This is a genomic window from Pseudomonas pseudonitroreducens (assembly GCF_021603645.1).
Lineage (GTDB): Bacteria > Pseudomonadota > Gammaproteobacteria > Pseudomonadales > Pseudomonadaceae > Pseudomonas > Pseudomonas pseudonitroreducens.
This window is the reverse complement of sequence record NZ_BQHJ01000001.1, coordinates 738,588-763,068: the sequence shown is the minus strand read 5'-3', so window position 1 is coordinate 763,068 and position 24,481 is coordinate 738,588. Positions and strand designations below refer to the sequence as shown.

Genomic DNA, 24,481 nt, shown 5'->3' with positions numbered 1-24,481 from the left:
GATTTGTATGAACAAGCACCTCTACCGCATCGTCTTCAACAAGGCCCGCGGCCAACTGATGGTCGTCGCCGAGAACGTCAGCAGCGCCAGCAAGGCGCCCGGCACCACTGACGGCCCGCAGAGCGCGTGCGCCGGCTCGTTGCTGGTCAGCCTGCGCCCGTTGCGCTTCGCCCTGATGGCGACGCTTGGGCTGATCAGCCTGGCCGCCCCGCTGGCCCATGCCGACATCGTCGCCGACCATGGCGCGCCGCCCGGCCAGCAGCCGGGTGTGATCAATTCCGCCAACGGCGTGCCCCAGGTGAACATCCAGACGCCCAGCGCCGCCGGCGTCTCGCGCAACACCTACAGCCAGTTCGACGTGAACCAGCAAGGCGCGATCCTCAACAACTCGCGCAACAGCGTGCAGACCCAGCTCGGCGGCTGGATCGACGGCAACCAGAACCTGGCCAACGGCACCGCGCGGGTGATCCTCAACGAGGTCAACGGCAGCAACCCCAGCCAGCTGCGCGGCTACGTCGAGGTGGCCGGCGACCGCGCCCAGGTGGTGATCGCCAACCCGGCAGGGATCGCCTGCGACGGCTGCGGTTTCATCAATGCCAACCGCGCCACCCTCACCACCGGCACCGCGCAGATCGTCGACGGCCAGTTGCAGGGCTACGAAGTGCGCGGTGGCCGCATCGCCATCACCGGCAAGGGCCTGGACGCCAGCCAGACCGACTTCACCGACGTGATCGCGCGCTCCGTGGAGGTCAACGCCGGCGTCTGGGCCAAGGACCTGCGCGTCACCGCCGGGGCCAACCAGGTCAACGCCGACAACAGCAGCGCACGGCCCATCGAAGGCAACGGCGAGAAGCCCTCGGTGGCCATCGACGTCGCCCAGCTCGGCGGCATGTACGCCGGCAAGATCATGCTGGTGGGCACCGAATCCGGCGTCGGCGTGCGCAACGCCGGGCAGATCGGCGCCAGCGCCGGCGACGTGGTGATCAGCGCCGACGGGCGCATCGGCAACAGCGGCCAGATCAACGCCACTGCCAATGTGCGCCTGGACAGCAACGGCGGCATCGACAACAGCGGCTCGCTCTACGCCAAAGGCGACAGCGCCCTGAGCAGCCGCGGCGACATCCGCAACAGCGGCATCGCCGCGGCGCAGCAGAACGTCAGCCTGAACGCCAATGGCATCGTCAACGACAGCCAGGCCACCCTGGCCGCCGGCGTGCAGGCGGACGGCAGCATCGGCAGCAGCGGCCGGCTCGACATCAAGGCCGCGCGGCAGGTGAAGAGCCAGGGCGCCACCCTCGCCGGTGGCGACCTCGAGATCGCCGGCGCCGACCTTGACCTCAAACAGGGCCAGGCCAGCGCCCAGAACATTCGCCTGAGCGCCACCGCCAATGCCGACCTGAGCGGAGCGACGCTGGACGCCGGCAATCTCCTTGCAGCGAACATCGCGCAGAAGCTGACCTCCGATTCGGCCAGGCTGGCCGGCAGCAGCGTGCAGCTGCAGGCCCACGACCTGTCCAACCGCAAGGGCGAGATCATCCAGACCGGCAACGGCGACATGACCCTCGCCCTCCCCGGCACCCTGGACAACAGCGACGGCCGTATCGCCAGCAACGCCACCAACCTGACCCTCGGCGCCCTGAACCTGGACAACCGCCGAGGCAAGGTCGAACACGCCGGCAGCGGCACCTTGAAGATCAGCGCGAATTCCGTCGATGGCCGCAACGGCTCCATCGCCAGCAACGGCCAGCTGCAGGCCAGCCTGAACGACGCCTTGCTCGACGGCGCCAGCACGGTCGCGCGGCAGATCAGCATCGACGCCGCATCGCTGTCCAACCGCCAGGGCGAAATCCTCCAGACCGGCGCCGGCACCCTGCGCGTCAGCACCAGCGGCCTGCTGGACAACAGCGGCGGCACCCTCGCCGGCAACGGCGGCGTGCAGCTGGACGCCGGCAGCCTGCTGAACCAGTCCGGCACGGTCCAGGCTGCCGGGGGCGACCTCCAGGCCAAGGTCAAGAGCAAGCTGGACAACACCTCCGGCACCCTCGCCGCCACCGGCAACTCGCTCCTGGAGGCTGGCGAGCTGGTCAACGCCAAGGGCAAGGTCACCGCCAGCGGCACGCTCGACGTCAGCGCCGGCAAGCTCAACAACGACAGCGGCACCCTCGCCGCCAAAGGCGCCCTGAGCGCCCGTGGCGGCTCGATCAGCAACCAGGGCGGTACCCTCGGCTCGGTGGACGGCAGCGTGGCCGTCGACGCCACCCGGGGCACCCTGGACAACCGCCGCGGGCGCATCGAAGGCCAGCAGCAGATCACCCTGTCCGGCCAGGGCGTGCTCAACGGCAATGGCCTGATCAGCGCCGGCAACCTCAAGCTCGACAGCAACCGCGCCACCCTCGACAACCAGGACGGCGTGCTGATCGCCACCGACGGCGTGGAGCTGCAGACCGGCGCGCTGAACAACCAGGGTGGCCTGGCCCAGGCCGGCGGCCTGCTGCGCATCGACGCCCACGGCCAATCCATTGGCAACACCGACTCCGGCGCCAGTGGCGGCCTGCTCGGCAAGGGCGGGGTGATCCTCGCCAGTGGCAACCTGGACAACAGCGCCGGCTTCATCGGCGGCAAGGGCGATCTCGACCTCACCAGCGCGCAGATCGCCAACAATCGCGGCGGCCTGCTGACCAGCGAAGGCAACGTGCGCATCAAGGCCAGCGGCCTGGACAATCGTGGCGGGCAGCTGCAGACCCTGGGCGACGCCGTGCTCGACCTTGCCAACGGCCGCCTGGACAACGCCGGCAGCCTGCTGCGCGCCGGCGGCAAACTGCTGGTCACGGCGGGCAGCGTCGACAATCGCAACACCCTGGGTACCGACCAGGGCCTCGAAGGCCATTCGCTGACGCTCAGCGCCAGCCAGATCGACAACCAGTCCGGCGCGGTGCGCGCCGACGAAACCCTCACCCTCAACAGCAGCGGCCAACTGGACAACAGCGGCGGTCTGGTCAGTTCCAGCAAGGACCTGAACATCCTCGACGGCGCGGCCAGCAAGTCCCTCAGCATCCTCAACCACGACGGCAAGCTGATCGCCGGGCAGAAGCTGAGCATCGACGCCAGGAACCTGGGCGGCGACGGCAAGACCCTGAGCCTGGGCGACATCAGCCTGAAGCTGCGCGACAGCTACGTGCACAGCGGCCAGCTGCAGGCCAACGGCAGCATCGACCTGCAGACCTCCGGCAACCTGGAGAACCAGGCCCGGCTGGTGGCCGGGCAGGCGCTGAAAGTCCGCGCCGCTGACGTGAACAACAGCGCCACCGGTGAACTCAGCGCCACCCAGCTGACCGTCGACGCCAGCAGCACCCTGAGCAACCGCGGCCTGCTCGACGGCCAGACCACCCGCGTCAACGCCGGCACCCTGAACAACCTCGGCAGCGGGCGCATCTATGGCGACCAGCTGTCGGTGTCCGCCGGCAGCCTGCGCAACGACGTGGAGGACGGCAAGGCCGCCGTAATCGCAGCGCGCAATCGCCTGGACATTGGCGTGGGCAGCCTGCTCAACCGCGAGCATGCCCTGCTCTTCAGCGCCGGCGACCTCTACATCGGCGGTGCCCTCGACGGCGCTGGCCACGCCACCGGCAGCGCCAGTGAAATCCGCAACGCCAGCGCCACCATCGAAGCCCTGGGCGACCTGGGCCTCGCCAGCGCCGTTCTGCGCAACACCAACGAGCATTTCAGTACCCAGGAAGTGGAACTCAGCCGCGAAAGCATCCTCGAGTACCAGCTCACCGGCTCCACCACCCGCTACAAGCCGGAGCAGATTTCCGTCTACAACTCCGAGGTCGATCACCTGGTCACCCCCGAAGGCACCCGTGACGACTGGAACCTCTACAGCTACACCCGCGTGACCCGCGAAACGCAGATCCTCAGCTCCGATCCGGCGCAGATTCTCGCTGGCGGCAATATGCGCCTGGACGTTGCCGACGCGCTCAACGACAAGAGCCGGATCATCGCCGGCGGCACCCTCAGCGGTAACCTGGGCCACCTGGAAAACACCGAGGCGCCCGGCGTGCGCACCACCACCGAGAGCGGCGTGGTCACCCACTTCTATCGCATCCAGAAGAAGGGCCGCGACAAACAGGGCGCCGATGGCGCCGCCTACAACCCGGCGGCCAGCATCGTCGACATTTTCCTCAAGCCCGGCGCCTACGAGCAGAACACCGCCCACGTCGGCAGCGGCACGCAGATCGGCGACCTCAATCTCGGCCGCGTCGACCAGCCGGCCTCCGGCGCAGGCGCCGCCCAGGTCAACGTCGGTAATGGCCGGGTGATCAGCCCGGTGCTGGAAGTTACCGCGGTGCAGAGCAAGAACAACGCCGGCGTCGCAGAGACCATCCGCACCGGCGGTATCGACACCCGCGTGCCGGACAACAGCCTGTTCCACGTCAACCCGCAGGCCACCAGCGGCTACCTGATCGAGAGCGACCCGCGCTTCACCAACTACCGCGCCTGGCTGTCCTCGGACTACATGCTCGACCGCCTAAAGCTGGACCCCGGCCTGACCCTGACGCGCCTGGGCGATGGTTTCTACGAGCAGAAACTGATCCGCGAGCAGATCGCCCAGCTCACCGGGCGGCGCTTCCTCGACGGCTACGGCAACGACGAAACCCAGTACCGCGCCCTGCTCGACAACGGCCTGACCTACGCCCAGGCCTGGAACCTGGTGCCCGGCGTCGCCCTGAGTCCCGAGCAGATGGCGCAGCTCACCAGCGACATCGTCTGGCTGGTGGCCAAGGACGTCACCCTGCCCGACGGCAGCGTGACCCGCGCGCTGGTGCCGCAGGTTTACGTGCGCGTGCGCCAGGGCGACATCGACGGCTCCGGCGCGCTGATGGCCGGGCAGAACGTCGACCTGAACATCCAGAACGACCTGGTCAACAGCGGCACCCTCGCTGGCCGCAACGTGCTGTCGATCACCGCGCAGAACATCCAGAACCTCGGTGGCCGCCTGACTGGCACCGATGTCGGCGTGAAAGCCGCCGGCGACCTGAACAACCTTGGCGGCCTGATCGACGCCAGCCACAGCCTGACCGCCGTGGCCGGCCGCGACATCAACCTGAGCTCCAGCACCCGCGACACCGAGAGTGCCCAGGGCAGCGCCACACGCGTATCGCGGGTCGCCGGGCTGTTCGTCTCCGATCCGGCCGGCGAGCTGATCGCCACCGCCGGGCGCAACCTCAACCTCAACGCCGCCCAGGTGGTCAACAGCGGCACAGGCGGCAAGACCACCCTCGGCGCCGGCAACGACATCAACCTCGGCACCGTGGCCGTCCAGGAACAGCAGAGCATGACCTGGAACTCCAGCAACTGGCGCAAGGAATCCAGCGCCGGCGAGGTGGGCAGCAGCGTGCAGGGCCAGGGCGACGTGCGCCTGATCGCCGGCCACGACCTCAACGCCCGTGGCGCCAGCGTGACCAGCGACCAGGGTGCAGTGCAGGCCTCCGCCGACCACGACGTCAACCTCACCGCCAGCCAGAACAACGCCATGGCCGACGAGGCGCACAAGGTCAAGAGCAAGACCGGCTGGTTCTCCTCCAAGACCATAGTCACCCGCGACACGGTCGACGAGCGCCTGTCCCAGGGCACCACCTTCAGCGGCGAGACCACCTACGTCAGCGCCGGCAACGACCTCAAGGTGGAAGGCAGCAACGTGGTCTCCAACGGCGACACCACCCTGGTGGCGGGCCGCAACGTGACCATCGCCTCGGCCACCGACCACCTCAACGAGCAGCACAGCCGCGACGAGAAGAAGAGCGGCCTGTTCAGCGGCGGCGGTATCGGCTTCACCATCGGCAGCCAGCAGCAGTCGGTGAAGAACACCGACGACGGCGACAGCGCCGCCGCCAGCACCGTCGGCTCGATCAACGGCAACGTCAACATCAAGGCCGGCGAGGCTTACCGCCAGGTCGGCAGCAAGGTCAGCGCGCCCAGCGGTGATGTGAACATCGAAGGCCGCAGCGTGGACATTGTCGAGGCGCAGAACGCCCACCTCAGCACCCAGGAAAGCAAGTTCAAGCAGAGCGGCCTTTCCGTCACCCTGACCAACCCGATCATCAGCGCCGTGCAGACCGCGCAGCAGATGAAGAAGTCCGCCGAGCGCACCGACGACAACCGCATGAAGGCCCTGGCCGCGGCCAACGTCGCGCTGGAAGGCGCCGGCGCCGCCTCCGCGGTCATGGCCAACCCGGCCCAGGCTGGCGGCATCAACATCAGCATCTCCATTGGCGCGAGCAAGAACGAGAGCCGCAGCGAACAGCGCGGCAGCACCGCCGCCGGCTCCAGCGTGAGCGCTGGGCGTGATGTGAACATCGTCGCCAGCGGCGCCGGCAAGGACAGCGACATCACCGTGCAGGGCAGCCAGATCAGCGCCGGGCGCGACGCCAATCTCAAGGCCGAGGGCGACATCGCCCTGCTCGCGGCGCAGAACACCGTCGAGCAGCACAGCACCAGCAAGGGCAGCAGCGCCAGCATCGGCATCGGCTTCGCCGTGGGCGGCACGCAGAACGGCTTCACCATCAACGCCGGCGCCTCGCAGAGCCGTGGCAACGCCGACGGCAAGGACCTAGTGTGGAGCAACACCCACGTCGACGGCGGACGCCAGGTCAACCTGCAGTCCGGTGGCGATACCCAACTGCGCGGCGCGCTGGTCAGCGCACCGCAGGTCACTGCCGATGTCGGCGGCAACCTGAGCATCGAGAGCCTGCAGGACACCAGCACCTACGACGCCAAGCAGTCGAGCAAGGGCGTGGGCGTCAGCCTGTGCATCCCGCCGTTCTGCTATGGCGCTTCCAGCGGCAGCGTCAGCAGCAACACCGCCAAGCAGAACTCCAACTACGCCAGCGTCACCGAGCAATCGGGGATCAAGGCCGGCGACGGCGGCTTCGACATCCGCGTGAACGGCAACACCGACCTCAAGGGCGGCCTGATCGCCAGCAGCGACGCCGCCATCGCGGCCGGGCGCAACCAGCTGAGCACCGGCACCCTGACCCAGGCGGACATCCACAACGCGGCAGACGCCAAGGCCACCAGCAGCGGCATCAACATCAGCTCCGACATGCTCACCCAGGGCAAGTACGGTGTCGGCAAGGCCATCGTCGGCAGCGCGATGAATTCGGGCAAGGATTCGGGCTCCTCCTCCGGCGACACCCGCAGCGCCATCAGCGCCGGCACCGTGGTCATCACCGATGACGCCCTGCAACAGCAACTCACCGGGCAGAACGGCGCGGACACCGTCGCCGGCCTCAACCGCGACACCGCCAACGCGCACACCGCCGCCGAGCGCCAGGACGTCGACGAGATGCGCCGCACCGCCGAGGCGGAACAGGCGATCAAGAACGAAACCTACCGCCAGGCCGTGCAGTTCACCGACGACGCCTACCGCAAGATGTTCCTGGAAAAGGCGCGGATGTTCGTCATTCTCACCGACGAAAATGGCAACGTGCGGCGCGACGGCCAGGGCGTTCCCCTGCGCCGCGAGCTGACCGAGGAGGAGAAGAGCAACCTGCAACCGGGCGCCGATGGCCGCGTGCACATTGCCAACAACGGCATCTTCAACGACGAGAATGGCGCAGCCAAGTACGCGGCGCAGCACAGCACCTCTGACGGCCCGCAGTACTTCATCTGGTTCCCCGATGCCAGCAACTCGGTTTCCGAACTGCTGATCGCCGGCTACCAGAAATACCTGGAGAACGACTTCTGGGGCCTGGCCAACGCCACCGTCGAGACCCGCGACGCGCTGCTGCGCTATGGCGAGACCGGCCTGCACATCGACGGCCACAGCCGCGGCTCGATGACCACCGGCAACGCCATGGAGTCCATCGCACGGCTGCCCGACCCCAGCGGCAGCCTGAGCAACACCACCCTCAACTTCTACGGCCCGGCCTACAATGCCGCCAAGGCGGACGACCTGCTGGCGATGCTGCAGAATCGCGATGATCTGAGCGACGAGCAGAAGAACGCCATGGTGTTGCAACTGCAGAACCACAACACCGACCCGGTGGGCGGCTGGATCGGCTGGAACCCCGGCACCGGCGGCACCATCCCCGAAGACAGCAACACGCTCAAGGAGATCAAGAACGTGGCCGGCGGCAAGTACACCGTGCACAACTGCTATGGAGCGGGCGACAAGGAATGCCAGCAATTCTGGATGGACAAGCCGGGCCAGGTGCCGCAGCTGACACCCGTGAAGACCTACCCGCAGCAGCCATGAGCGCGATGATCAAAGGCAGCGCTCGTCTCGTTCCCCTCCTCGCCTGCCTGCTCGTGGCGGCCTGCAGCCAGGCGCGGCCGTTCCAGCCGCCGCCGCCGCTCTACGAGCTGTGGGCCAAGCCCGGCGTCGACCGGCAGGGCGTGCGCAATGCCCTGCTGGGTTGCGGTTTCCCGGACTCCGCCCACGTCGACAGCACCACCATCACCAACAACGACTACGCCCGTGGCGAGCAGTGCATGCTCGGCAAGGGCTTCGTCCACCAGGGCCGCCACACTTACTGCGACATCCACTCGCAGCTTCCCGCCTGCAAGGCAGCCGGCGTTGCGCAGAAACCTTCGTCGGTGAAACGTCGTCCCGCCTACGAGCAGTGGGAGCATTCCGGCACCGATAGCCAAGGCGTGCAGGATGCGATGAAGGCCTGCGGCTATACCACGGTCATCGAACCCATCGACGAGATGCTACTCAACGACATCGCGGCGGCGCAGCTGTGCATGCTCGATCAGGGTTTTCACTTCAACCAGCCCGCCAACGCCCTGCTATGCAAGAACCCGCCGGTCCTGCCCGCCTGCCGTGGCAAGGTCATCGATACCCGGAACTGCTGCGCGCCGCCCAAGGCCGCCGGGCAGCCTTGAAACAGGAACCAGGATGCTCCTCTCCACCTTCCGCCACGTCACTGGCTCGCTGGCTGTCGCGGCGCTGCTGAGCGGCTGCGGCAATTTCGCCAACGTCCGCTCCTACTCCACGCCCTACTCCACCCCGGCAAGCAGCGAGACGGCGCGCCTGCGGGTGATCACCAACGGCATGGCCCGCGGCGTCCCCGCCAGCGCCTGCATCGACTGGCGCCGCGAAGGCGCCGGTGTGATCGCCGTGGCGCAATCCGGATTCGCCAACCGCAACGGCCAGAGCCTGGGCATGCCGCCCAGCCGCCAGGCGGAACAGCTGCGCCAGGGCGGCTTCGTCAGCAGCGAAGTGAATGTCCCGGCGAACCAGCCCTTCGCCGTCAACTTCCAGAGCCAGGGCATGGTCAGCAGCGGTTATTCGTACAGTTGCCAGCAGTCCATGACCTTCACCCCCGAAGCCGGGCAGGACTATGAACTGTTGCTGATGGAGAGCGGCCAGTGCCTGGCGCGGCTGGTACGCCTGGGCGATGGCCGCAACCTCAGCGGCAGCCTGCAGGACACCGGCTTGTGCAAGGCCTCCGACGCGCTCTGAACGCCGACTTCAGGGTTGCGAATACGGCGGATAGCGGTCATCCGGTACGCGCCGCTGGTTGCCGGGGTCCGGCCCGTCTTCGGGAGCATGGGGCGGATGGGGCGGGTCGACCTGCGGGTCGGCCAGGTCCGGCGAATCCGGATCGAACCCCAGGTCGGGGTCCACGTGGTGCGAGCCATCGGCGGGCGCCTGGCCCGACGCGAACAACCAGCGCTCGCTGGCAGCCACGGGATGCTTGCTGAGGGGGACATGGCGTTTCATGATCACCTCCTGCGTCTCTGGCAGTGACAAGGCAGTTTACGCAGCCATTGCCGAGCGCTTGCCTCGTACCGACCACCGGCCGGTTTCGCTCGCCGCCGCAGGGAAACCCGCGATCTAGACCATGGTCGCAAAGACCCGACCGCCCATCTGTGACACCTTCGCGCGCTTTTTTAGCGCTCCGGAGTCACCGCATGCCCTCGCCCCTCTCCTCCAGCCCGCTCACCCGCCTGAGCGCCCTCGCCCTGCTCGGAGGCATTGCCGCCCCGGCCAGTGCCGACTTCCTGGAGGACAGCAGCGCGCGCCTGGAATCACGCACCTTCTACTTCAACCGCGACTTCCGCGATGGCAGCTCCTCCAACCCGCAGGGCGCCTCCAAGCGCGAAGAGACCGCGCAGGGCTTCATCCTCAATCTGCAGTCGGGCTACACCGAGGGCACCGTCGGCTTCGGCGTCGACGCCCTGGCCATGCTCGGCGTCAAGCTCGACTCCAGCCCGGCCGACAGCAACAGCGGCCTGTTGCCTGCCAGCGGCCACGACCCGCGCCATTCCGCAGACCAGTACGCCAAGGCCGGCGTCACCGGCAAGCTGCGCCTCTCCCGTACCCAGTTGAAGTACGGCGCGATGCTGCCGGACATGCCGCTGCTCAAGTACAACGACGGCCGCCTGCTGCCCAACATGTTCCACGGCGCGCAGCTGACCAGCGAGGAAATCGCCCACCTCAAGCTCACCGCCACACGGCTGGAGCGCTACACCGCGCGCGACTCCAGCGATGCCCAGGACGTGCGCCTGAACTGCAAGAACAAGCGCTACGCCTGCGACACCACCGGCAACCGCTTCGACGCCTACCAGGCCGACTATCAGGTCAATGACCAACTGCTGCTGCAATACGCCAAGGGCGGGCTGGAGAACGTCTATCACCAGCGCTACGTCGGCATCGTCGGCAAACAGGCGGTGGGCGCCGGCAAGCTCAGCGCCGACCTGCGCTGGTTCGACAGCGACGACGACGGCTCGGCCCGCGCCGGCGAGATCGACAACCGCGCGCTGAGCCTGCTGCTGTCCTACGCCCAGGGCGGCCACACTCTCAGCGCCGGCTGGCAGCGCATGAGCGGCGACAGCTCCATGCCCTACCTCGACGGCAGCAACCCCTACCTCGCCAACTACGTGCAGGTGAACGACTTCGCCAACGCCGGGGAGCGCTCCTGGCAACTGCGCTACGACTTCGACCTGCGCAGCGTCGGCGTGCCCGGCCTGAGTTTCATGACCCGCTACGTCAACGGCGACCACATCGCCCTGGCCAATGGCGACGAGGGCAAGGAATGGGAGCGCGACGTGGAGTTCAAGTACGTGATCCAGGCCGGCACCTTCAAGGACCTCAGCCTGCGCCTGCGCAACGCCACCTACCGCACCAACTACGAACAGTCGGCGCGGGACGTGGACGAGGTGCGGCTGATCGCGAGCTACAACTTCTCGATTCTCTGAGGCCGATTCACTGCAGGCGCGGGCCATTCCCATGGCCGCGCCCAACCGTGGGAGCAAGCTTGCTCGCGAACCGCATCCCGCCGCCCTCCCGGCACGCGTTGGCATTGATGGGTATCGCTGCGCTCCACGCCATCCTACATTCGCGCTTCGCCGTGATGCCGCTGCAGTCAGGGACAACGATCGCGGGCACAGTCCCCTGCGGTCCTACGTGATGGGTAAAGGGATGAGACCCGATTCATTCTGTCGGCAATGTCCTGCTACTACATCGCAGCCATCAACCGAAAAGTCCCACGGGCCATTAGCCTTGCGGGCCTACAAGCGCCGTCCATAGCCTCTGTTCCGCCGCAGCGTCATCGCGGTCGGGCGTAGGAACCCGGGAAATAGAGATCAAGGTTCGGTAGCTCCGTAGTCACGATTGCAGGTGCAATCCCGCCCGCAACTTCGTGCTTCTGTGGCGGCCGTGCAGGGAGGCTTCGGCCTACCGGTCTCTTGGTCCCGGCATTCCTACCCTTGCACGGTCCGCCTCTCTTTACCCGTAGGAAGGTTGATTGGCGGCTTCTTGATCCTTAGACCAAGTAGTGGCTGATATGAACTACCCCCCTTTCTCCCCCGCGCACCACCTTCCCTCGCCGCAAGCCCTCCCCGTGGAGGTGCCCCATGCGTGAATTCCTCCCGGTGCCCCTGACCGGCCAATGCGGCGAAGAAGTCCTCTTCATCAACGCCCTGGCCCCCGTCGCCCACCTGCGTGAAGCCGCACTGCGGCGCATGACCGCCGTCGAAGACCTGCTGCAGCTGATGCAGAACGACAGCGACCGCGGACTGGTCCAGGCCACCGCGCGCCTGGCCTCCGCCCTCGCTCCGCTGGCCAGCGAGGCCCGCCAGCTCTATGAGTTGGCGTTGGAACGCCCCGGCTACCAGGCGGGGCCGACAGAACGATGAATACCACCACCGACTCGGCCATCGAGCACTACAGCGCCGCCCTGCACGCCATCGACGCGCTGCGCCCGCTCCTGCGGCAATACCAGGACCCTTACCTGCTGACCCTGCTGGCCCGCGCGGAGGATCACTTCGAGAATGGCTTCTGGCTGGCCCACTTGCGGGTGCTGAGCAATATCCGGGAAATTCCGGCAACACCCTACTGCCGGCGCATTCCGCTGACGCCAACCCAGGCGCGGCATATCGATGTGCTGCGCTCGGGCATGCTCGAGGCGCAACACAGCCTCGCACCGGATGATCGCTCCGCGCCCTGGAACGCGCTCTTCAGCGCACGCCAGCAGCACAGCGTGGGCATTGCCCGGCAGTGCTTCGAAACGGGCTTCCTGATCCGCTTCTTCCAGCTGCTGCAGGAAGCGCGGCACGGCGTGCCGCAGTGGACGCTGGGCGCCCGCTGCATCACCCCGGGCCTGCGCAAGTATCGCTATCGGCCCTGACTCGCCAGCCGGCCTGATTCGGCCGGCCGGCGAGCTGCGCCTCACTTCTTGGCGGTGAGCGTGCTGTAGCTGGTGATCAGGTTGCGGTAATCGGGGATGTGGTTGGAGAACAGCGCGGCGAGGCCTTCGATGTCGTTGCGCCAGTCGCGGTGCAGCTCACAGGCCACGCCGAACCAGGTCATCATCTGCGCGCCGGCCGCCTCCATGCGGCGCCAGGCGGCGTCACGGGTGACTTCGTTGAAGGTGCCCGAGGCATCGGCGACGACGAACACGTCGAAGCCTTCTTCCAGCGCCGACAGCGCCGGAAACGCCACGCAGACCTCGGTGACGACGCCAGCGAGGATCAGTTGCTTCTTGCCGGTGGCCTTCACCGCCTTGACGAAGTCCTCGTTGTCCCAGGCGTTGATGTTGCCCGGGCGAGCGATGTAGGGCGCGTCGGGGAACAGGTCCTTCAGCTCGGGCACCAGCGGGCCGTTGGGGCCGTTCTCGAAGCTGGTGGTGAGGATGGTCGGCAGCTTGAAGTACTTGGCCAGGTCGGCCAGCGCCAGGACGTTATTCTTGAACTTGTCCGGTTCGATATCGCGGACCAGTGAAAGCAGACCGGCCTGGTGGTCGACCAGCAGCACGGCGGCCTGGGACTTGTCGAGACGGACATAGGGCTTGCTCATGGCGTTTCCTCTGGATGAAGGTCACCCGGCACGGGGCGCCGGGCCGATGATGAGTCAGCGGTACTGCGTGCTCGCTCAGTTCGCGCGCGCCACTCGGCGCAATGGCAGGAATCAAGCGTAGGCCATGGAACCCGGTACGCCGGTACAAAAACATCGCACTTCGGCTCTGGCCACCGGTCCACGGTGGAGGATTTTGGAGAAAGGATGATGACGATCAGGTCTTCAGATTTCCCTTACAGACCTATCCAGCGACAAATCCTTACCATCCGTCGACATAATTGCCGTAACCAGTTCTTCTCAATGGAAATATTCGCTAAATGTCTAAGCTGAAAACTGTAGGAAGCGTGTGGGGGAGTCAGCGCCATGGCCAAGAACGTTAAGGAGCGCGCGACAGTCATCTGCCGCCTGGACGACAAGATCCTCTTCGTCCGCAAATCCAAGTCCAAGTGGAACCTGCCCGGCGGCCGCATCGAAGCCGATGAGCGCCCCGGCCAGGCGGCCACGCGCGAGCTGATCGAGGAAACCGGGCTGGCCATCGAGCAGATGAACTACGTGGCGCCGCTGGAGCTGTACCAGACGCTGCACTACGTGTTCGAAACGCCTGTCGACCCGACGCAGCAACCCACGCCGTTGAACGAAATTGCCGACTGCCGCTGGTTCACCCCGGAAGAAGCGAGCAAGCGCAACATCAACAAGTCGGTGCGGCGCCTGTTGCGTTCGTGCCTGAGCAAAGAGGCCGGCTGACGCCGGCCTTTTTCATTGTTCCATCTCCGCGCGCACGGCGGACAACGCAGGCGCCTTCGACTCTTACCAAGTGACCATGGCTGCATGGATTGCTGTAGGAGCGAGCTTGCTCGCGAACCCTCTCGATGCCGGTGCCTGGTTGTTCGCGAGCAAGCTCGCTCCTGCAAGGGCAACGTGGCGTCGCCGTCAGGCCGTTCGGTTCGGAGGGCCTGCCTTACTGTTCGGTGCCTGAGGCACTGTTCCCTTCCCGGCGCCCCCGGCGGACCACGCTGTCGCGTTCGACTCTTACCAAGTGACCATGGCTGCGTAGATTGCTGTAGGAGCGAGCTTGCTCGCGAACCCTCTCGATGCCGGTGTCTGGTTGCTCGCGAGCAAGCTCGCTCCTACTAGGGCAACGTGGCGTTGCCGTCAGGCCGTTCGGTTCGGAGGGCCTGCCTTACTGTTCGGTGCCTGAGGCACTCCAGCGCTTGCGCGCGTTCAGGTAGGCGGCAAGGTCACCGTAGCCCAGGCGTTCGGCGATGCGCGTGCGGCTTTCCCCCTGCAACTCCAGGTGTTGTTCCAGTTCCTTGCGCACCTGATCGAGCAATTCGCGAAAGCCCATGCCCTGCTCCGCCAAGCGCCTGCGCAAGGTGCGCGGGCTCTGGTGCAACTGCTCGGCAATGGCTTCCAGGGCAGGGACTTCGCCGCGTTCGAGCATGCGCCGGGCGATACCGGCCGCGCTGGCCGCCCAGCCACTGAGTTGGCGCAAACGGGCAAGCCGGCGGTCGAGTTCCATCGTGAGCAGTTCCACCAGGCCGGCATGCCGCCCCAGCAGGGGCAGGGCGAGCGTCGGCGCGTCGAAGTACAGCCGGTTGCAGCGGCTGCCGAACTCGATGCGCTCGCCGAACCACGCCCGGTACTGCGTGTGGTACTCGGGCCGGGCATGGCTGAAGCAGGCGCGTACTGGCGTGATGGAGCAACCGGTCGCGCGGCGCAATTGCGTCATCGCCATCACGCTGTAGTGCTCCAGCAGATAACGGCTCAGCGGTTCGGGGGCGTCGATGATCAGCTCGACGGCGACGCTGTCGCCGTCCTCGAGCAGGCGGAAGGTGTCGGTATCGGCCGCCAACGGGGCGTAACGCACCCAGCAGAGCACGGCCTGGCGCACGTCGGCGCAGAACTGCGCGAGGTGGGCGATCACATGCCAGTCCTGTGGGGTGAACTGGCCGAACAGCTGCAGGCCGATGGCCGGCTCCAGGCTCGCCGCTTCGAGCCACAGCTGCTCCAGTTCGATCAGGCTGTAATCGCTGTGGCGGCGCGCGCGATGGCTGCTCAGGTAACGTTCCAGCACCTGGCCGAGCGGCCCGCGGTGGTATCGCTGCGCCACAGGATTGGCCACTTCTCGGATGTTTCTGTCCGTTTCGCGCATGGGTTGCCGTTCGGTCCTGGGTTCTGATGGGCACGCCTTGTCCCATTGGACCCGAACCGAGAGTGCCATGACTACAACAACAATGCTCCTCGATAATCCGACCGTGATCGTGGCGGGAATCTTCCTCGCCTTCATCCTTCTCGAACTGGCCTGCGCCACCTTCCGCCAACCCCGTGGCCAGCGCCGCGATGTGCTGATCGAGATTTTCGGCTCCAGCCTGCTGCTGGGGCTGACCTTTCCGCTGGTGATGTGGGCCAGCGGCGCCCTGCTCGACCTGGCCTTCCCGGCCGCCGCCGGCTCCCTGGCAGGCATCCCGTGGCTGGCGGGCTTCGCGCTGTTCCTGCTGTTCGACGACCTGACCCAGTACTGGTGGCACCGCCTGGCGCACCGCGTACCGGTGCTCTATGCCTTGCACCGCGCCCATCATTCGGCACCCTACATGAGCATCCGCATCGTCTACCGCAACAACAGCTTCTATTACCTGCTGATGCCGGGCATCTGGTTCTCCGGGGCGCTGATCCACATGGGCCTGGCGAATGTCTACTTCGTCTACCTGATCCTGAAGATGTGCGTGATCTTCGGCGCCCACAGCAACCTCGCCTGGGACGACAGGCTCTACCGCATCCGCGCCCTGCGCCCGCTGATGTGGCTGCTGGAGCGGACCATCTCGACGCCGGCCACCCATTCCGCGCACCACGGCCTGAACGCCGACGACGGGGTGACGAACTACAAGGGCAACTTCGGCAACCTGCTGTTCTTCTGGGACGTGCTGTTCGGTACGGCGAAGATCACCCGGCGCCGTCCGCAAACCTACGGCATCGAGGACCTGGCACCGGTGAGCTGGCAGGAGGAGGTGTTCTGGCCGCTGGTACGGACCCGCGCGCCAGCCGCAGCCGAGGACGGCGCGGCGGAGGTGGCCCGATGAGCCCGAATATCGTGCTGGTCGCCGGCTCCAGCCAGTTGCACAGCCAGTCGGCGAAGGTCGCCCGTTACCTCGCCGGTCGCCTGGAAAGCCTGGCGCTGTGCGGTTGGGCCCAGGTCATCGACCTGGGTGCCACGCCGCTGCCGCTGTGGCCGGCCACGGATACGCAGGAGCTCTGGCCGCAGCACCGCGAGCTGCTGCGCGAGGCCGACGCACTGGTGGTGATCGCTCCGGAATGGCACGGCATGGCCTGCCCGGCGCTGAAGAACTTCTTCCTCTATGCCGGGTTGCGCGAGCTGGGGCACAAGCCGGCGCTGCCGGTGGGCGTCTCCGCGGGCCTTGGCGGCGCCTACCCGCTGGCGGAGCTGCGCGCCTCCAGCTACAAGAACAGCCGCATCGCCTACCTGCCGGAGCAACTGCTGGTGCGCCGGGTGGAGAGCATGCTCAACGACGGCCCGCCGAGCGATGAGGATGACCAGCGCCTGCGCGAACGCGCCGACTGGGCACTGCACATGCTCTGCCAGTACGCTGGCGCGTTGCGCGGGGTGCGCGAGCGTATCGATCTGCTCAACCCGGCCTACGCCAACGGCATGTGACGAATCCGGGAGGGTGCGCGGGAAGGCGCTTCAAGGTATCTTCAGCGCCTTCCCAGAAAAACTTCGAAAGGATTCGCCCTCCGATGCTTCGCGCCGCCCTACTCTGCTCCACTGCGCTGTTTTCCAGCCTGACCTTCGCCCAGGTCGAGGTGAAGCCGGTGAAGCATTCCAAGGTCGGCGAAGTGCTGGCGGTGCGGATCAGCGAGGACATCGCTCCGGGCGACTACGAGCGGCTGTTCAAGGGGCTGTTGGCCAACCCCGGCAAGTTCGCCCGCAAGGTGGCCCTGCTCGACAGCATCGGTGGCAGCGCCGCCGAGTCGATCAAGATGGGCCGCCTGCTCCGCGAGTCGGGCTTCGAGACCCTGGTACCGACCAACAGCGTCTGCCAGGGCTCGTGCGTCTACCTGCTGGCCGCCGGCAAACAGCGCACGGTGCGCGGCTACGTGGGCCTGCATCGCCCCTACTTCCCGGCCGGCGACTCGTCCCAGGCCGCGGGCAGCTACAACGCCCGCACCTATTTCCGCGACATGGATATTCCACTGGAACTGGCCGATACCATGCAGAGCATCGATCCGCAGCGCATGCGCGTACTGACTCCGCAGGAACTGCAGCGCTACCGCCTGGGCGTCACGCCCAGCCAGATCAGCGCCCGCTGACGTCGAGCGGCCACTGGTCGGCGTCGAGGTAGCCGAGCAGGCGCGGGCTCTTGTCCGCTTCACTGAGCACGAAGAGCGTCGAGGTGTAGTCCGGGGTCGCCGGGTCGTCCACGCTCACCGAATGCTCCAGGTCCTCGATGCACTCGCTGTGGGTCACCAGGATCAGATTGCGGTGGGCGATCTTGTGCTGCAGCGCCTGGTCCAGCATCGAGCCTTCACATTTGTACAACCAGGGCTGCTCCGTCGGCGTCCGGCCGAACATCGAAGACGCGGTCTGCACGGCGCGCAGCTGGTTGCTGCTGAGGATGTCCGCATTGGCCAGGCCCAGCGCGGCGAAGTCCTGGCCGATCTCATGGGCGCTCTGCCCGCCACGCACGGTGATGCCACTGAGGTCGGCCATGCACGGAGCGCTGGAGCGGTCGCAGCGTTCGGCGTGGCGTACCAGGACGATCAGGTCGCCGTTCTGCCAGTGGGCACGCAATTCGGCCTGGCGCTGGACGTCACCGACCAGGGGTGTCGGCCGTGAGAAATCCAGCGGCAGGAAGCCACTGAGCAAGGCGATCACCGGAAGGATTGCCAGCAAGGACAGCCAACCGCGGGACAGGGAACTGAAAAGCTTTGGGATGGGCATGAGTTCGGCCGTACTGCAGAGAAGAGGTCCGCATCCTTTCCCTCCGTGACGGAGGGAGGCCCGACCCTTCCCTGGGATGACCATCGCACTGCGGGGTTGTCAGATGGCGGGCGATCAAACCCTATCCCCGGTTTCGTGAAGAAGCCGTTATGAATTGCTGAAGAATCCGTCTCTGTCAGAAATGACCGTCTGTCGCCCCGCCGCTTTCACAGCGCCAACTGGCGCAATCGAACGGTTTTCAGACATCGCGCTGTGGTAGAACAAGGCACAGTGCCATCAGCGAGCCGCCGCCATGCCGTACGACGCCGCCCCGGAAAACCCCGTCTACCAGACCCTCCTCGAATCCACCCGCGCCATTCCCTGGAAGATCGACTGGCGATCCATGACCTTCGCCTACATCGGCCCGCAGATCGAAGACCTGCTGGGCTGGAGCCAGGCCAGTTGGGTCAGCGCCAACGACTGGGCCGAACGCATGCACCCGGAAGACCGCGAGCGCGTGGTGAACTTCTGCGTGTCGCAGTCCCGCGAGGGCACCGACCACGAGGCGGATTACCGCGCCCTCACCTCGACGGGCGATTACGTGTGGATCCGCGACGTGGTGCACGTGGTGCGCGACGACAACGGCGAAGTGGATTCGCTGGTCGGCTTCATGTTCGACATCAGCGAGCGCAAGCGCGCCGAAGAGCAACTGATCATGCTGCAGCGCCAGCTGGAGGAGTACTCCTACAAGGACGGCCTGACCGGCGTGGCCAACCGGCGCATGTTCGATTCGGTGCTGGACACCGAATGGGGCAGCGCCCAGCGCAGCGGCCAGCCGCTTTCGCTGGTACTGCTGGATATCGACTACTTCAAGCAGTTCAACGATCACTACGGGCATATCCAGGGTGACGACTGCCTGCGCACCGTAGGCAAGGCCCTGGCCGGCAGCCTGCACCGCCCACGGGACTTCATCGCGCGCTTCGGCGGCGAGGAGTTCGTGCTGGTGCTGCCGGAAACCGACAGCGAGGCCGCCCGGCAGATCGCCGAGCGGTGCCGCAGTGTGCTGCGCGAGCAGCAGATCAGCCATGAGAAGTCCGCCGCCTCCACCCTGCTGACCATCAGCCTCGGCGTCGGCACCGCCGTGCCCGCCTCCAGCGACCGTCCGCTGGACTTCGTCGCGGCGGTGGACCGCCTGCTCTATCAGGCCAAGCAGGCCGGGCGCGACCGGCTGATGGCGGGGCAGTGGAACCGCGGGGATGATTTGCGGCGCGATGCGCCAGAGGCTCCTGCGACGACCTGACTCGACCAAGCGGCCCGACGCCTGCGCCAGAGCTGTCTAAGCTCTATAGCCACACGCGCGTGCCGGCGGCAGCGCGGTGGCCTCACAAGGGCCGCCGACCGTTGCGCCAACCCCTTGGAACACCTGGCCCGGAGCCGGCATTGCGTAGAGCCGACCCCGTAACCAGGACCCCTGACCATGCACGACATCGACCCCGTCGAAACCCAGGAATGGCTGGACGCGTTGGAATCCGTACTGGAGAAAGAAGGCGAAGACCGCGCCCATTACCTGATGACTCGCCTTGGCGAGCTGGCCAGCCGCACCGGCACGCAACTGCCCTACGCCATCACCACGCCCTACCGCAACACCATCCCGGTGGGCCATGAGGCCCGCATGCCGGGCGACCTGTTCATGGAGCGTCGCATCCGTTCGCTGGTGCGCTGGAACGCACTGGCCATGGTGATGCGCGCCAACCACAAGGACCCGTCGCTGGGTGGGCACATCTCCACCTTCGCCTCCTCGGCGACCCTCTACGACATCGGCTTCAACTACTTCTTCAACGGCCCCACCGAGGAACACGCCGGCGACCTGATCTACTTCCAGGGCCACGCCTCGCCGGGCATCTACGCGCGCGCCTACATCGAGGGCCTGCTCAGCGATCAGCAACTGGAAAACTTCCGCCAGGAAGTCGATGGCAAGGGCATCTCCTCCTACCCGCACCCACGGCTGATGCCGCACTTCTGGCAGTTCCCCACGGTATCCATGGGCCTGGGGCCGATCCAGGCGATCTACCAGGCGCGTTTCATGAAGTACCTGGAGAGCCGTGGCTTCATCCCCGCCGGCAAGCAGAAGGTCTGGTGCTTCCTTGGCGACGGCGAAACCGACGAGCCGGAATCCCTCGGCGCTATTTCCCTGGCCGGGCGCGAGAAGCTCGACAACCTGATCTTCGTGGTCAACTGCAACCTGCAGCGCCTGGACGGCCCAGTGCGCGGCAACGGCAAGATCATCCAGGAACTCGAAGGCGTGTTCCGCGGCGCCAACTGGAACGTGATCAAGGTGATCTGGGGGCGCTTCTGGGATCCGCTGTTCGCCAAGGACACCGCCGGCCTGCTGCAGGCGCGGATGGACGAGGCAGTCGACGGCGATTACCAGAACTACAAGGCCAAGGACGGTGCGTTCGTCCGCGAACACTTCTTCGGCACACGGCCGGAACTGTTGGAGATGGTCAAGGACCTCTCCGACGAGGAAGTCTGGAAGCTCAACCGCGGCGGCCACGATCCGTACAAGGTCTACGCCGCCTACCATGCGGCGGTGAACCACAAGGGCCAACCCAGCGTAGTGCTGGCCAAGACCATCAAGGGCTACGGCACCGGCACCGGCGAGGCGAAGAACATCGCCCACAACATCCACGAGATCGATGTCGAGAGCCTGCGCGCCTTCCGCGACCGTTTCGACATCCCGATCAAGGACGCCGACCTGCCCAAGCTGCCCTTCTACCGCCCCGACGAAGGCAGCGCCGAAGCGCGCTACCTGAAGGAACGCCGCGCCTCGCTTGGCGGCTTCATGCCCCAGCGCCACGGCAACAGCCAGGCCATCCCGGCGCCGCCGCTGGAAACGCTCAAGGCGCTGCTGGAGGGTTCGGGCGACCGTGAAATCTCCACCACCATGGCCTTCGTGCGGATCATCTCGCAGCTGGTCAAGGACAAGGAGCTGGGCCAGCGCATCGTCCCGATCATCCCCGACGAGGCCCGCACCTTCGGCATGGAAGGCATGTTCCGCCAGCTCGGCATCTACTCCTCGGTAGGCCAGCTGTACGAGCCGGTCGACAAGGAACAGCTGATGTTCTACCGCGAGGACAAGAAGGGCCAGATTCTCGAGGAAGGCATCACCGAGGCCGGCGCCATGTCGTCGTTCATCGCCGCCGGCACCGCGTACAGCAACTACCGCCAGCCGATGCTGCCGTTCTACATCTTCTATTCGATGTTCGGCTTCCAGCGCATCGGCGACCTCGCCTGGGCGGCCGGCGACAGCCTCACCCGCGGCTTCCTGCTCGGCGGCACCGCCGGGCGCACCACGCTCAACGGCGAGGGCCTGCAGCACGAGGACGGCCACAGCCACGTGCTGGCATCGGTCATCCCCAACTGCCGCACCTACGACCCGACCTACTCCTACGAGCTGGCGGTGATCATCCGCGAAGGTGTGCGGCAGATGATGGAAGAACAGCAGGACGTCTTCTACTACATCACCGTGATGAACGAGAACTACCCCCACCCGCCCCTGCCCAAGGGCGCCGAGGAAGGCATCATCAAGGGCATGTACCTGCTCGACGAGGACAAGCGCGGCGCCGCGCACCACGTCCAGCTGCTCGGCTCGGGCACCATCCTGCGCGAGGTGGAAGCGGCGGCGAAAATCCTCCGCGAAGACTTCGGCATAGGCGCGGACATCTGGTCCGTCCCCAGCTTCAACGAACTGCGCCGTGACGGCCTGGCCGTGGAGCGCTGGAATCGCCTGCACCCGGGGCAGAAGCCTCGGCCCAGCTACGTCGAGCAGTGCCTGGGAGGGCGGCGCGGGCCGGTGGTGGCGTCCACCGACTACATGAAGGTCTACGCCGAACAGATTCGCCAGTGGGTGCCAACCAAGGAATACAAGGTGCTGGGCACCGACGGCTTCGGCCGCAGCGACACCCGCGCCAGGCTGCGCCACTTCTTCGAGGTGGACCGCCATTGGGTGGTGCTTGCCGCGCTGGAGGCGCTGGCCGATCGCGGCGACATCGAGCCGAAAGTGGTGGCGGAAGCCATCGCCAAGTTCGGTCTCGATCCGGAAAAACCCAACCCGCTGGACTGCTGAGGAGAGGCACCGTGAGCGAGACAATACGCGTACCCGACATCGGCAACGGCGAGGGCGAAGTCATCGAACTGCTGGTCAAGGTCGGCGACCGCATCGAGGCCGAGCAGAGCCTGCTGACCCTGGAATCGGACAAGGCCAGCATGGAAATCCCCGCGCCGAGGGCGGGCGTGGTGAAGGCCATCAAGGTGAAGGTCGGCGACACCCTCAAGGAAGGCGACGAGATTCTCGAACTGGAGGCCGAAGGTAGCGCCACCGCGGCCAAGGCCGAAGAGCCCGCCAAACCTGCCGCTGAGCCGCCCAAACCCGCCGCCGCACCAGCCCCGCAACCCGCGCCCGCGGGAGGTGGTGGCGTGGAAACCATCAAGGTGCCGGACATCGGCAACGGCCAGGGCGAGATCATCGAACTGATGGTCAAGGTCGGCGACCGCATCGAGGCCGACCAGAGCCTGCTGACCCTGGAATCCGACAAGGCCAGCATGGAGATTCCTGCGCCCAGGGCCGGCGTGGTGAAGGCGATCAAGGTGAAGATCGGCGACACGCTCAAGGAAGGTGACGACATCCTCGAGCTGGAAACCGAGGGCAGCGCACAGGCGGCCAGTGCTCCGGCCGCTGCGGCTCCAGCGCAACAGCAGCCGGCCGCTGCGCCGGCGCCAGCACCAGCCTCCGGCGGAGTCAGCGGAGGTGGCGGCATCGAGACCGTCCGCGTGCCGGATATCGGCAATGGCCAGGGCAACGTCATCGAACTGATGGTCAAGGTGGGCGACTCCATCGAGGCCGACCAGAGCCTGCTGACCCTGGAATCCGACAAGGCCAGCATGGAGATTCCCGCGCCCAGGGCCGGCGTGGTGAAAGCCATCAAGGTGAAGATCGGCGACACGCTCAAGGAAGGCGATGAGATCCTCGAACTGGAAGTCGCCGGTAGCGCCGCGCCCGCTCCTGCGCAGAGCGCCGAGCAACCCGCTCCAGCGCCCAGTGCAAAAGCCGAGCAACCCAAGGCACCGGCAGCCGCGCCCGTCGGCGCGCCGAGCCGCGACGGCAGCAAGGTCCATGCAGGCCCCGCTGTGCGCATGCTCGCCCGCGAATTTGGCGTCGACCTGGCCGAAGTGAAGGGCAGCGGACCCAAGGGCCGCATCCTCAAGGAGGACGTGCAGTTGTTCGTGAAGGAGCAACTGCAACGGAGCAAGTCTGGCGCCTCAGCGGGAGCGACTGGCGGCGCAGGGATTCCGCCGATTCCGGAAATCGACTTCAGCAAGTTCGGCGAAATCGAAGAAGTAGCGATGACCCGCCTGATGCAAGTCGGCGCCGCCAACCTGCACCGCAGTTGGCTGAATGTGCCCCACGTGACGCAGTTCGAGTCCGCCGACATCACCGAGGCGGAAGCCTTCCGCATCGCGCAGAAGGCGGCGGCGGAAAAGGCCGGGACCAAGCTGACCATCCTGCCGATCCTGCTCAAGGCCTGCGCCCACCTGCTGCGCGAGCTGCCGGACTTCAACAGCTCGCTGGCGCCCAGCGGCAAGGCGCTGATCCGCAAGAAGTACGTGCACATCGGCTTCGCCGTGGACACGCCGGATGGCCTGCTGGTGCCGGTGATCCGCGACGTCGACAGCAAGGGGCTGCTGCAGCTTGCCCTGGAGGCCGCCGAACTGGCGGAAAAGGCACGCACCAAGAAGCTCTCCGCCGACGCGATGCAGGGCGCCTGCTTCACCATCTCCAGCCTCGGGCATATCGGCGGCACGGGCTTCACGCCCATCGTCAATGCGCCGGAAGTGGCGATCCTCGGCGTGAGCAAAGCGACGATGCAGCCGGTGTGGGACGGCAAGGCCTTCCAGCCACGGCTGATGCTGCCGCTGTCGCTGTCCTATGACCACCGGGTGATCAACGGTGCGGCAGCGGCGCGGTTCACTCGGCGGCTGGGAGAGGTGCTGGGGGATATTCGCAGTCTGTTGCTGTAACCGGAACACACCTGTTAGGAGCAAGCGTCCTCTTCGGAGAGGTCCGTGCCGCCGAATTTCCCTCACCCCAGCCCTCTCCCAGAGGGAGAGGGAGCCGACCGTGCCGGCTGACGCCGAAGTTTCATCCTTCACCGAACGGTCCCCTCTCCCCCTGGGAGAGG

Annotated in this window: 17 protein-coding genes; 13 read left to right on the top strand and 4 right to left on the bottom strand. The window is 66.5% G+C overall.

Going from position 1 to position 24,481, the window contains the following annotated elements:
• Positions 1 to 7 precede the first annotated feature (7 nt).
• The 3 genes from L6D89_RS03535 to L6D89_RS03525 are packed head-to-tail and all read left to right on the top strand — an operon-like array spanning position 8 to position 9,469.
• A complete protein-coding gene (locus L6D89_RS03535; RefSeq protein WP_236198751.1) occupies positions 8 to 8,257 on the top strand; it encodes a hemagglutinin repeat-containing protein in 8,250 nt (2,749 codons plus the stop codon).
• The gene (locus L6D89_RS03530) at positions 8,254 to 8,889 is read left to right on the top strand and encodes a hypothetical protein (RefSeq protein WP_236170694.1); all 636 of its coding nucleotides are present in this window, start codon (positions 8,254 to 8,256) and stop codon (positions 8,887 to 8,889) included. The genes L6D89_RS03535 and L6D89_RS03530 overlap by 4 nt, the downstream gene beginning before the upstream one ends.
• Before the next feature lie 13 nt (positions 8,890 to 8,902).
• On the top strand, positions 8,903 to 9,469 hold the full coding sequence (locus tag L6D89_RS03525; protein WP_236198750.1) for a hypothetical protein: 567 nt from the start codon (positions 8,903 to 8,905) through the stop codon (positions 9,467 to 9,469).
• Positions 9,470 to 9,478: 9 nt separating this feature from the next.
• On the opposite strand, the gene L6D89_RS03520 is transcribed toward L6D89_RS03525, so the two are convergent.
• On the bottom strand, positions 9,479 to 9,730 hold the full coding sequence (locus L6D89_RS03520; protein WP_236198749.1) for a DUF6021 family protein: 252 nt from the start codon (positions 9,728 to 9,730) through the stop codon (positions 9,479 to 9,481).
• Between the two features lie 191 nt (positions 9,731 to 9,921).
• Between L6D89_RS03520 and L6D89_RS03515 the strand changes: the two genes are divergently transcribed.
• The 3 genes from L6D89_RS03515 (at position 9,922) to L6D89_RS03505 (ending at position 12,638) form a co-directional block, all read left to right on the top strand.
• A complete protein-coding gene (locus L6D89_RS03515) occupies positions 9,922 to 11,208 on the top strand; it encodes an OprD family porin (RefSeq protein WP_236198748.1) in 1,287 nt (428 codons plus the stop codon).
• Positions 11,209 to 11,865: 657 nt separating this feature from the next.
• The gene (locus L6D89_RS03510) at positions 11,866 to 12,147 is read left to right on the top strand and encodes a hypothetical protein (protein WP_236170698.1); all 282 of its coding nucleotides are present in this window, start codon (positions 11,866 to 11,868) and stop codon (positions 12,145 to 12,147) included.
• Positions 12,144 to 12,638: a hypothetical protein gene (locus L6D89_RS03505; RefSeq protein ID WP_236198747.1), complete on the top strand. Its 495-nt coding sequence runs from the start codon at positions 12,144 to 12,146 to the stop codon at positions 12,636 to 12,638. Before L6D89_RS03510 ends, L6D89_RS03505 begins: the two co-directional genes overlap by 4 nt.
• 41 nt (positions 12,639 to 12,679) lie before the next feature.
• Here the strand turns inward: L6D89_RS03505 and ycaC are convergent, their stop codons facing one another.
• On the bottom strand, positions 12,680 to 13,306 hold the full coding sequence (ycaC, locus tag L6D89_RS03500; protein ID WP_205336358.1) for an isochorismate family cysteine hydrolase YcaC: 627 nt from the start codon (positions 13,304 to 13,306) through the stop codon (positions 12,680 to 12,682).
• A 363-nt stretch (positions 13,307 to 13,669) separates the two neighbouring features.
• Here ycaC and L6D89_RS03495 point away from each other — a divergent pair, with 363 nt between their 5' ends.
• Positions 13,670 to 14,050, top strand: coding sequence for an NUDIX hydrolase (locus L6D89_RS03495; RefSeq protein WP_236198746.1), 381 nt, complete (start codon positions 13,670 to 13,672; stop codon positions 14,048 to 14,050).
• A gap of 436 nt (positions 14,051 to 14,486) precedes the next feature.
• Here L6D89_RS03495 and L6D89_RS03490 read toward each other — a convergent pair whose 3' ends face one another.
• The gene (locus tag L6D89_RS03490) at positions 14,487 to 15,458 is read right to left on the bottom strand and encodes an AraC family transcriptional regulator ligand-binding domain-containing protein (RefSeq protein ID WP_236198745.1); all 972 of its coding nucleotides are present in this window, start codon (positions 15,456 to 15,458) and stop codon (positions 14,487 to 14,489) included.
• A gap of 67 nt (positions 15,459 to 15,525) precedes the next feature.
• Between L6D89_RS03490 and L6D89_RS03485 the strand changes: the two genes are divergently transcribed.
• The 3 genes from L6D89_RS03485 (at position 15,526) to L6D89_RS03475 (ending at position 17,632) form a co-directional block, all read left to right on the top strand.
• The gene (locus tag L6D89_RS03485) at positions 15,526 to 16,383 is read left to right on the top strand and encodes a sterol desaturase family protein (RefSeq protein WP_236198744.1); all 858 of its coding nucleotides are present in this window, start codon (positions 15,526 to 15,528) and stop codon (positions 16,381 to 16,383) included.
• The gene (locus tag L6D89_RS03480; RefSeq protein ID WP_236198743.1) at positions 16,380 to 16,976 is read left to right on the top strand and encodes an NADPH-dependent FMN reductase; all 597 of its coding nucleotides are present in this window, start codon (positions 16,380 to 16,382) and stop codon (positions 16,974 to 16,976) included. The genes L6D89_RS03485 and L6D89_RS03480 overlap by 4 nt, the downstream gene beginning before the upstream one ends.
• An 83-nt stretch (positions 16,977 to 17,059) precedes the next feature.
• Positions 17,060 to 17,632, top strand: a complete 573-nt coding sequence (locus L6D89_RS03475; RefSeq protein ID WP_236198742.1) for a COG3904 family protein — start codon at positions 17,060 to 17,062, stop codon at positions 17,630 to 17,632.
• Here L6D89_RS03475 and pmrG read toward each other — a convergent pair.
• Complete coding sequence (gene pmrG / locus L6D89_RS03470) at positions 17,619 to 18,215, bottom strand: lipopolysaccharide core heptose(II)-phosphate phosphatase PmrG (RefSeq protein ID WP_236170704.1); 597 nt, start codon at positions 18,213 to 18,215, stop codon at positions 17,619 to 17,621. The two genes, L6D89_RS03475 and pmrG, sit on opposite strands and share 14 nt — an antisense overlap.
• A gap of 340 nt (positions 18,216 to 18,555) precedes the next feature.
• Between pmrG and L6D89_RS03465 the strand changes: the two genes are divergently transcribed.
• The 3 genes from L6D89_RS03465 to aceF all read left to right on the top strand — a co-directional run bounded on the left by L6D89_RS03465 (position 18,556) and on the right by aceF (position 24,320).
• The gene (locus tag L6D89_RS03465; protein ID WP_236198741.1) at positions 18,556 to 19,542 is read left to right on the top strand and encodes a sensor domain-containing diguanylate cyclase; all 987 of its coding nucleotides are present in this window, start codon (positions 18,556 to 18,558) and stop codon (positions 19,540 to 19,542) included.
• 177 nt (positions 19,543 to 19,719) lie between these two features.
• Positions 19,720 to 22,368, top strand: a complete 2,649-nt coding sequence (aceE, locus tag L6D89_RS03460; protein WP_236198740.1) for a pyruvate dehydrogenase (acetyl-transferring), homodimeric type — start codon at positions 19,720 to 19,722, stop codon at positions 22,366 to 22,368.
• An 11-nt stretch (positions 22,369 to 22,379) separates the two neighbouring features.
• Complete coding sequence (aceF, locus tag L6D89_RS03455) at positions 22,380 to 24,320, top strand: dihydrolipoyllysine-residue acetyltransferase (protein ID WP_236198739.1); 1,941 nt, start codon at positions 22,380 to 22,382, stop codon at positions 24,318 to 24,320.
• Positions 24,321 to 24,481: the final 161 nt, after the last annotated feature.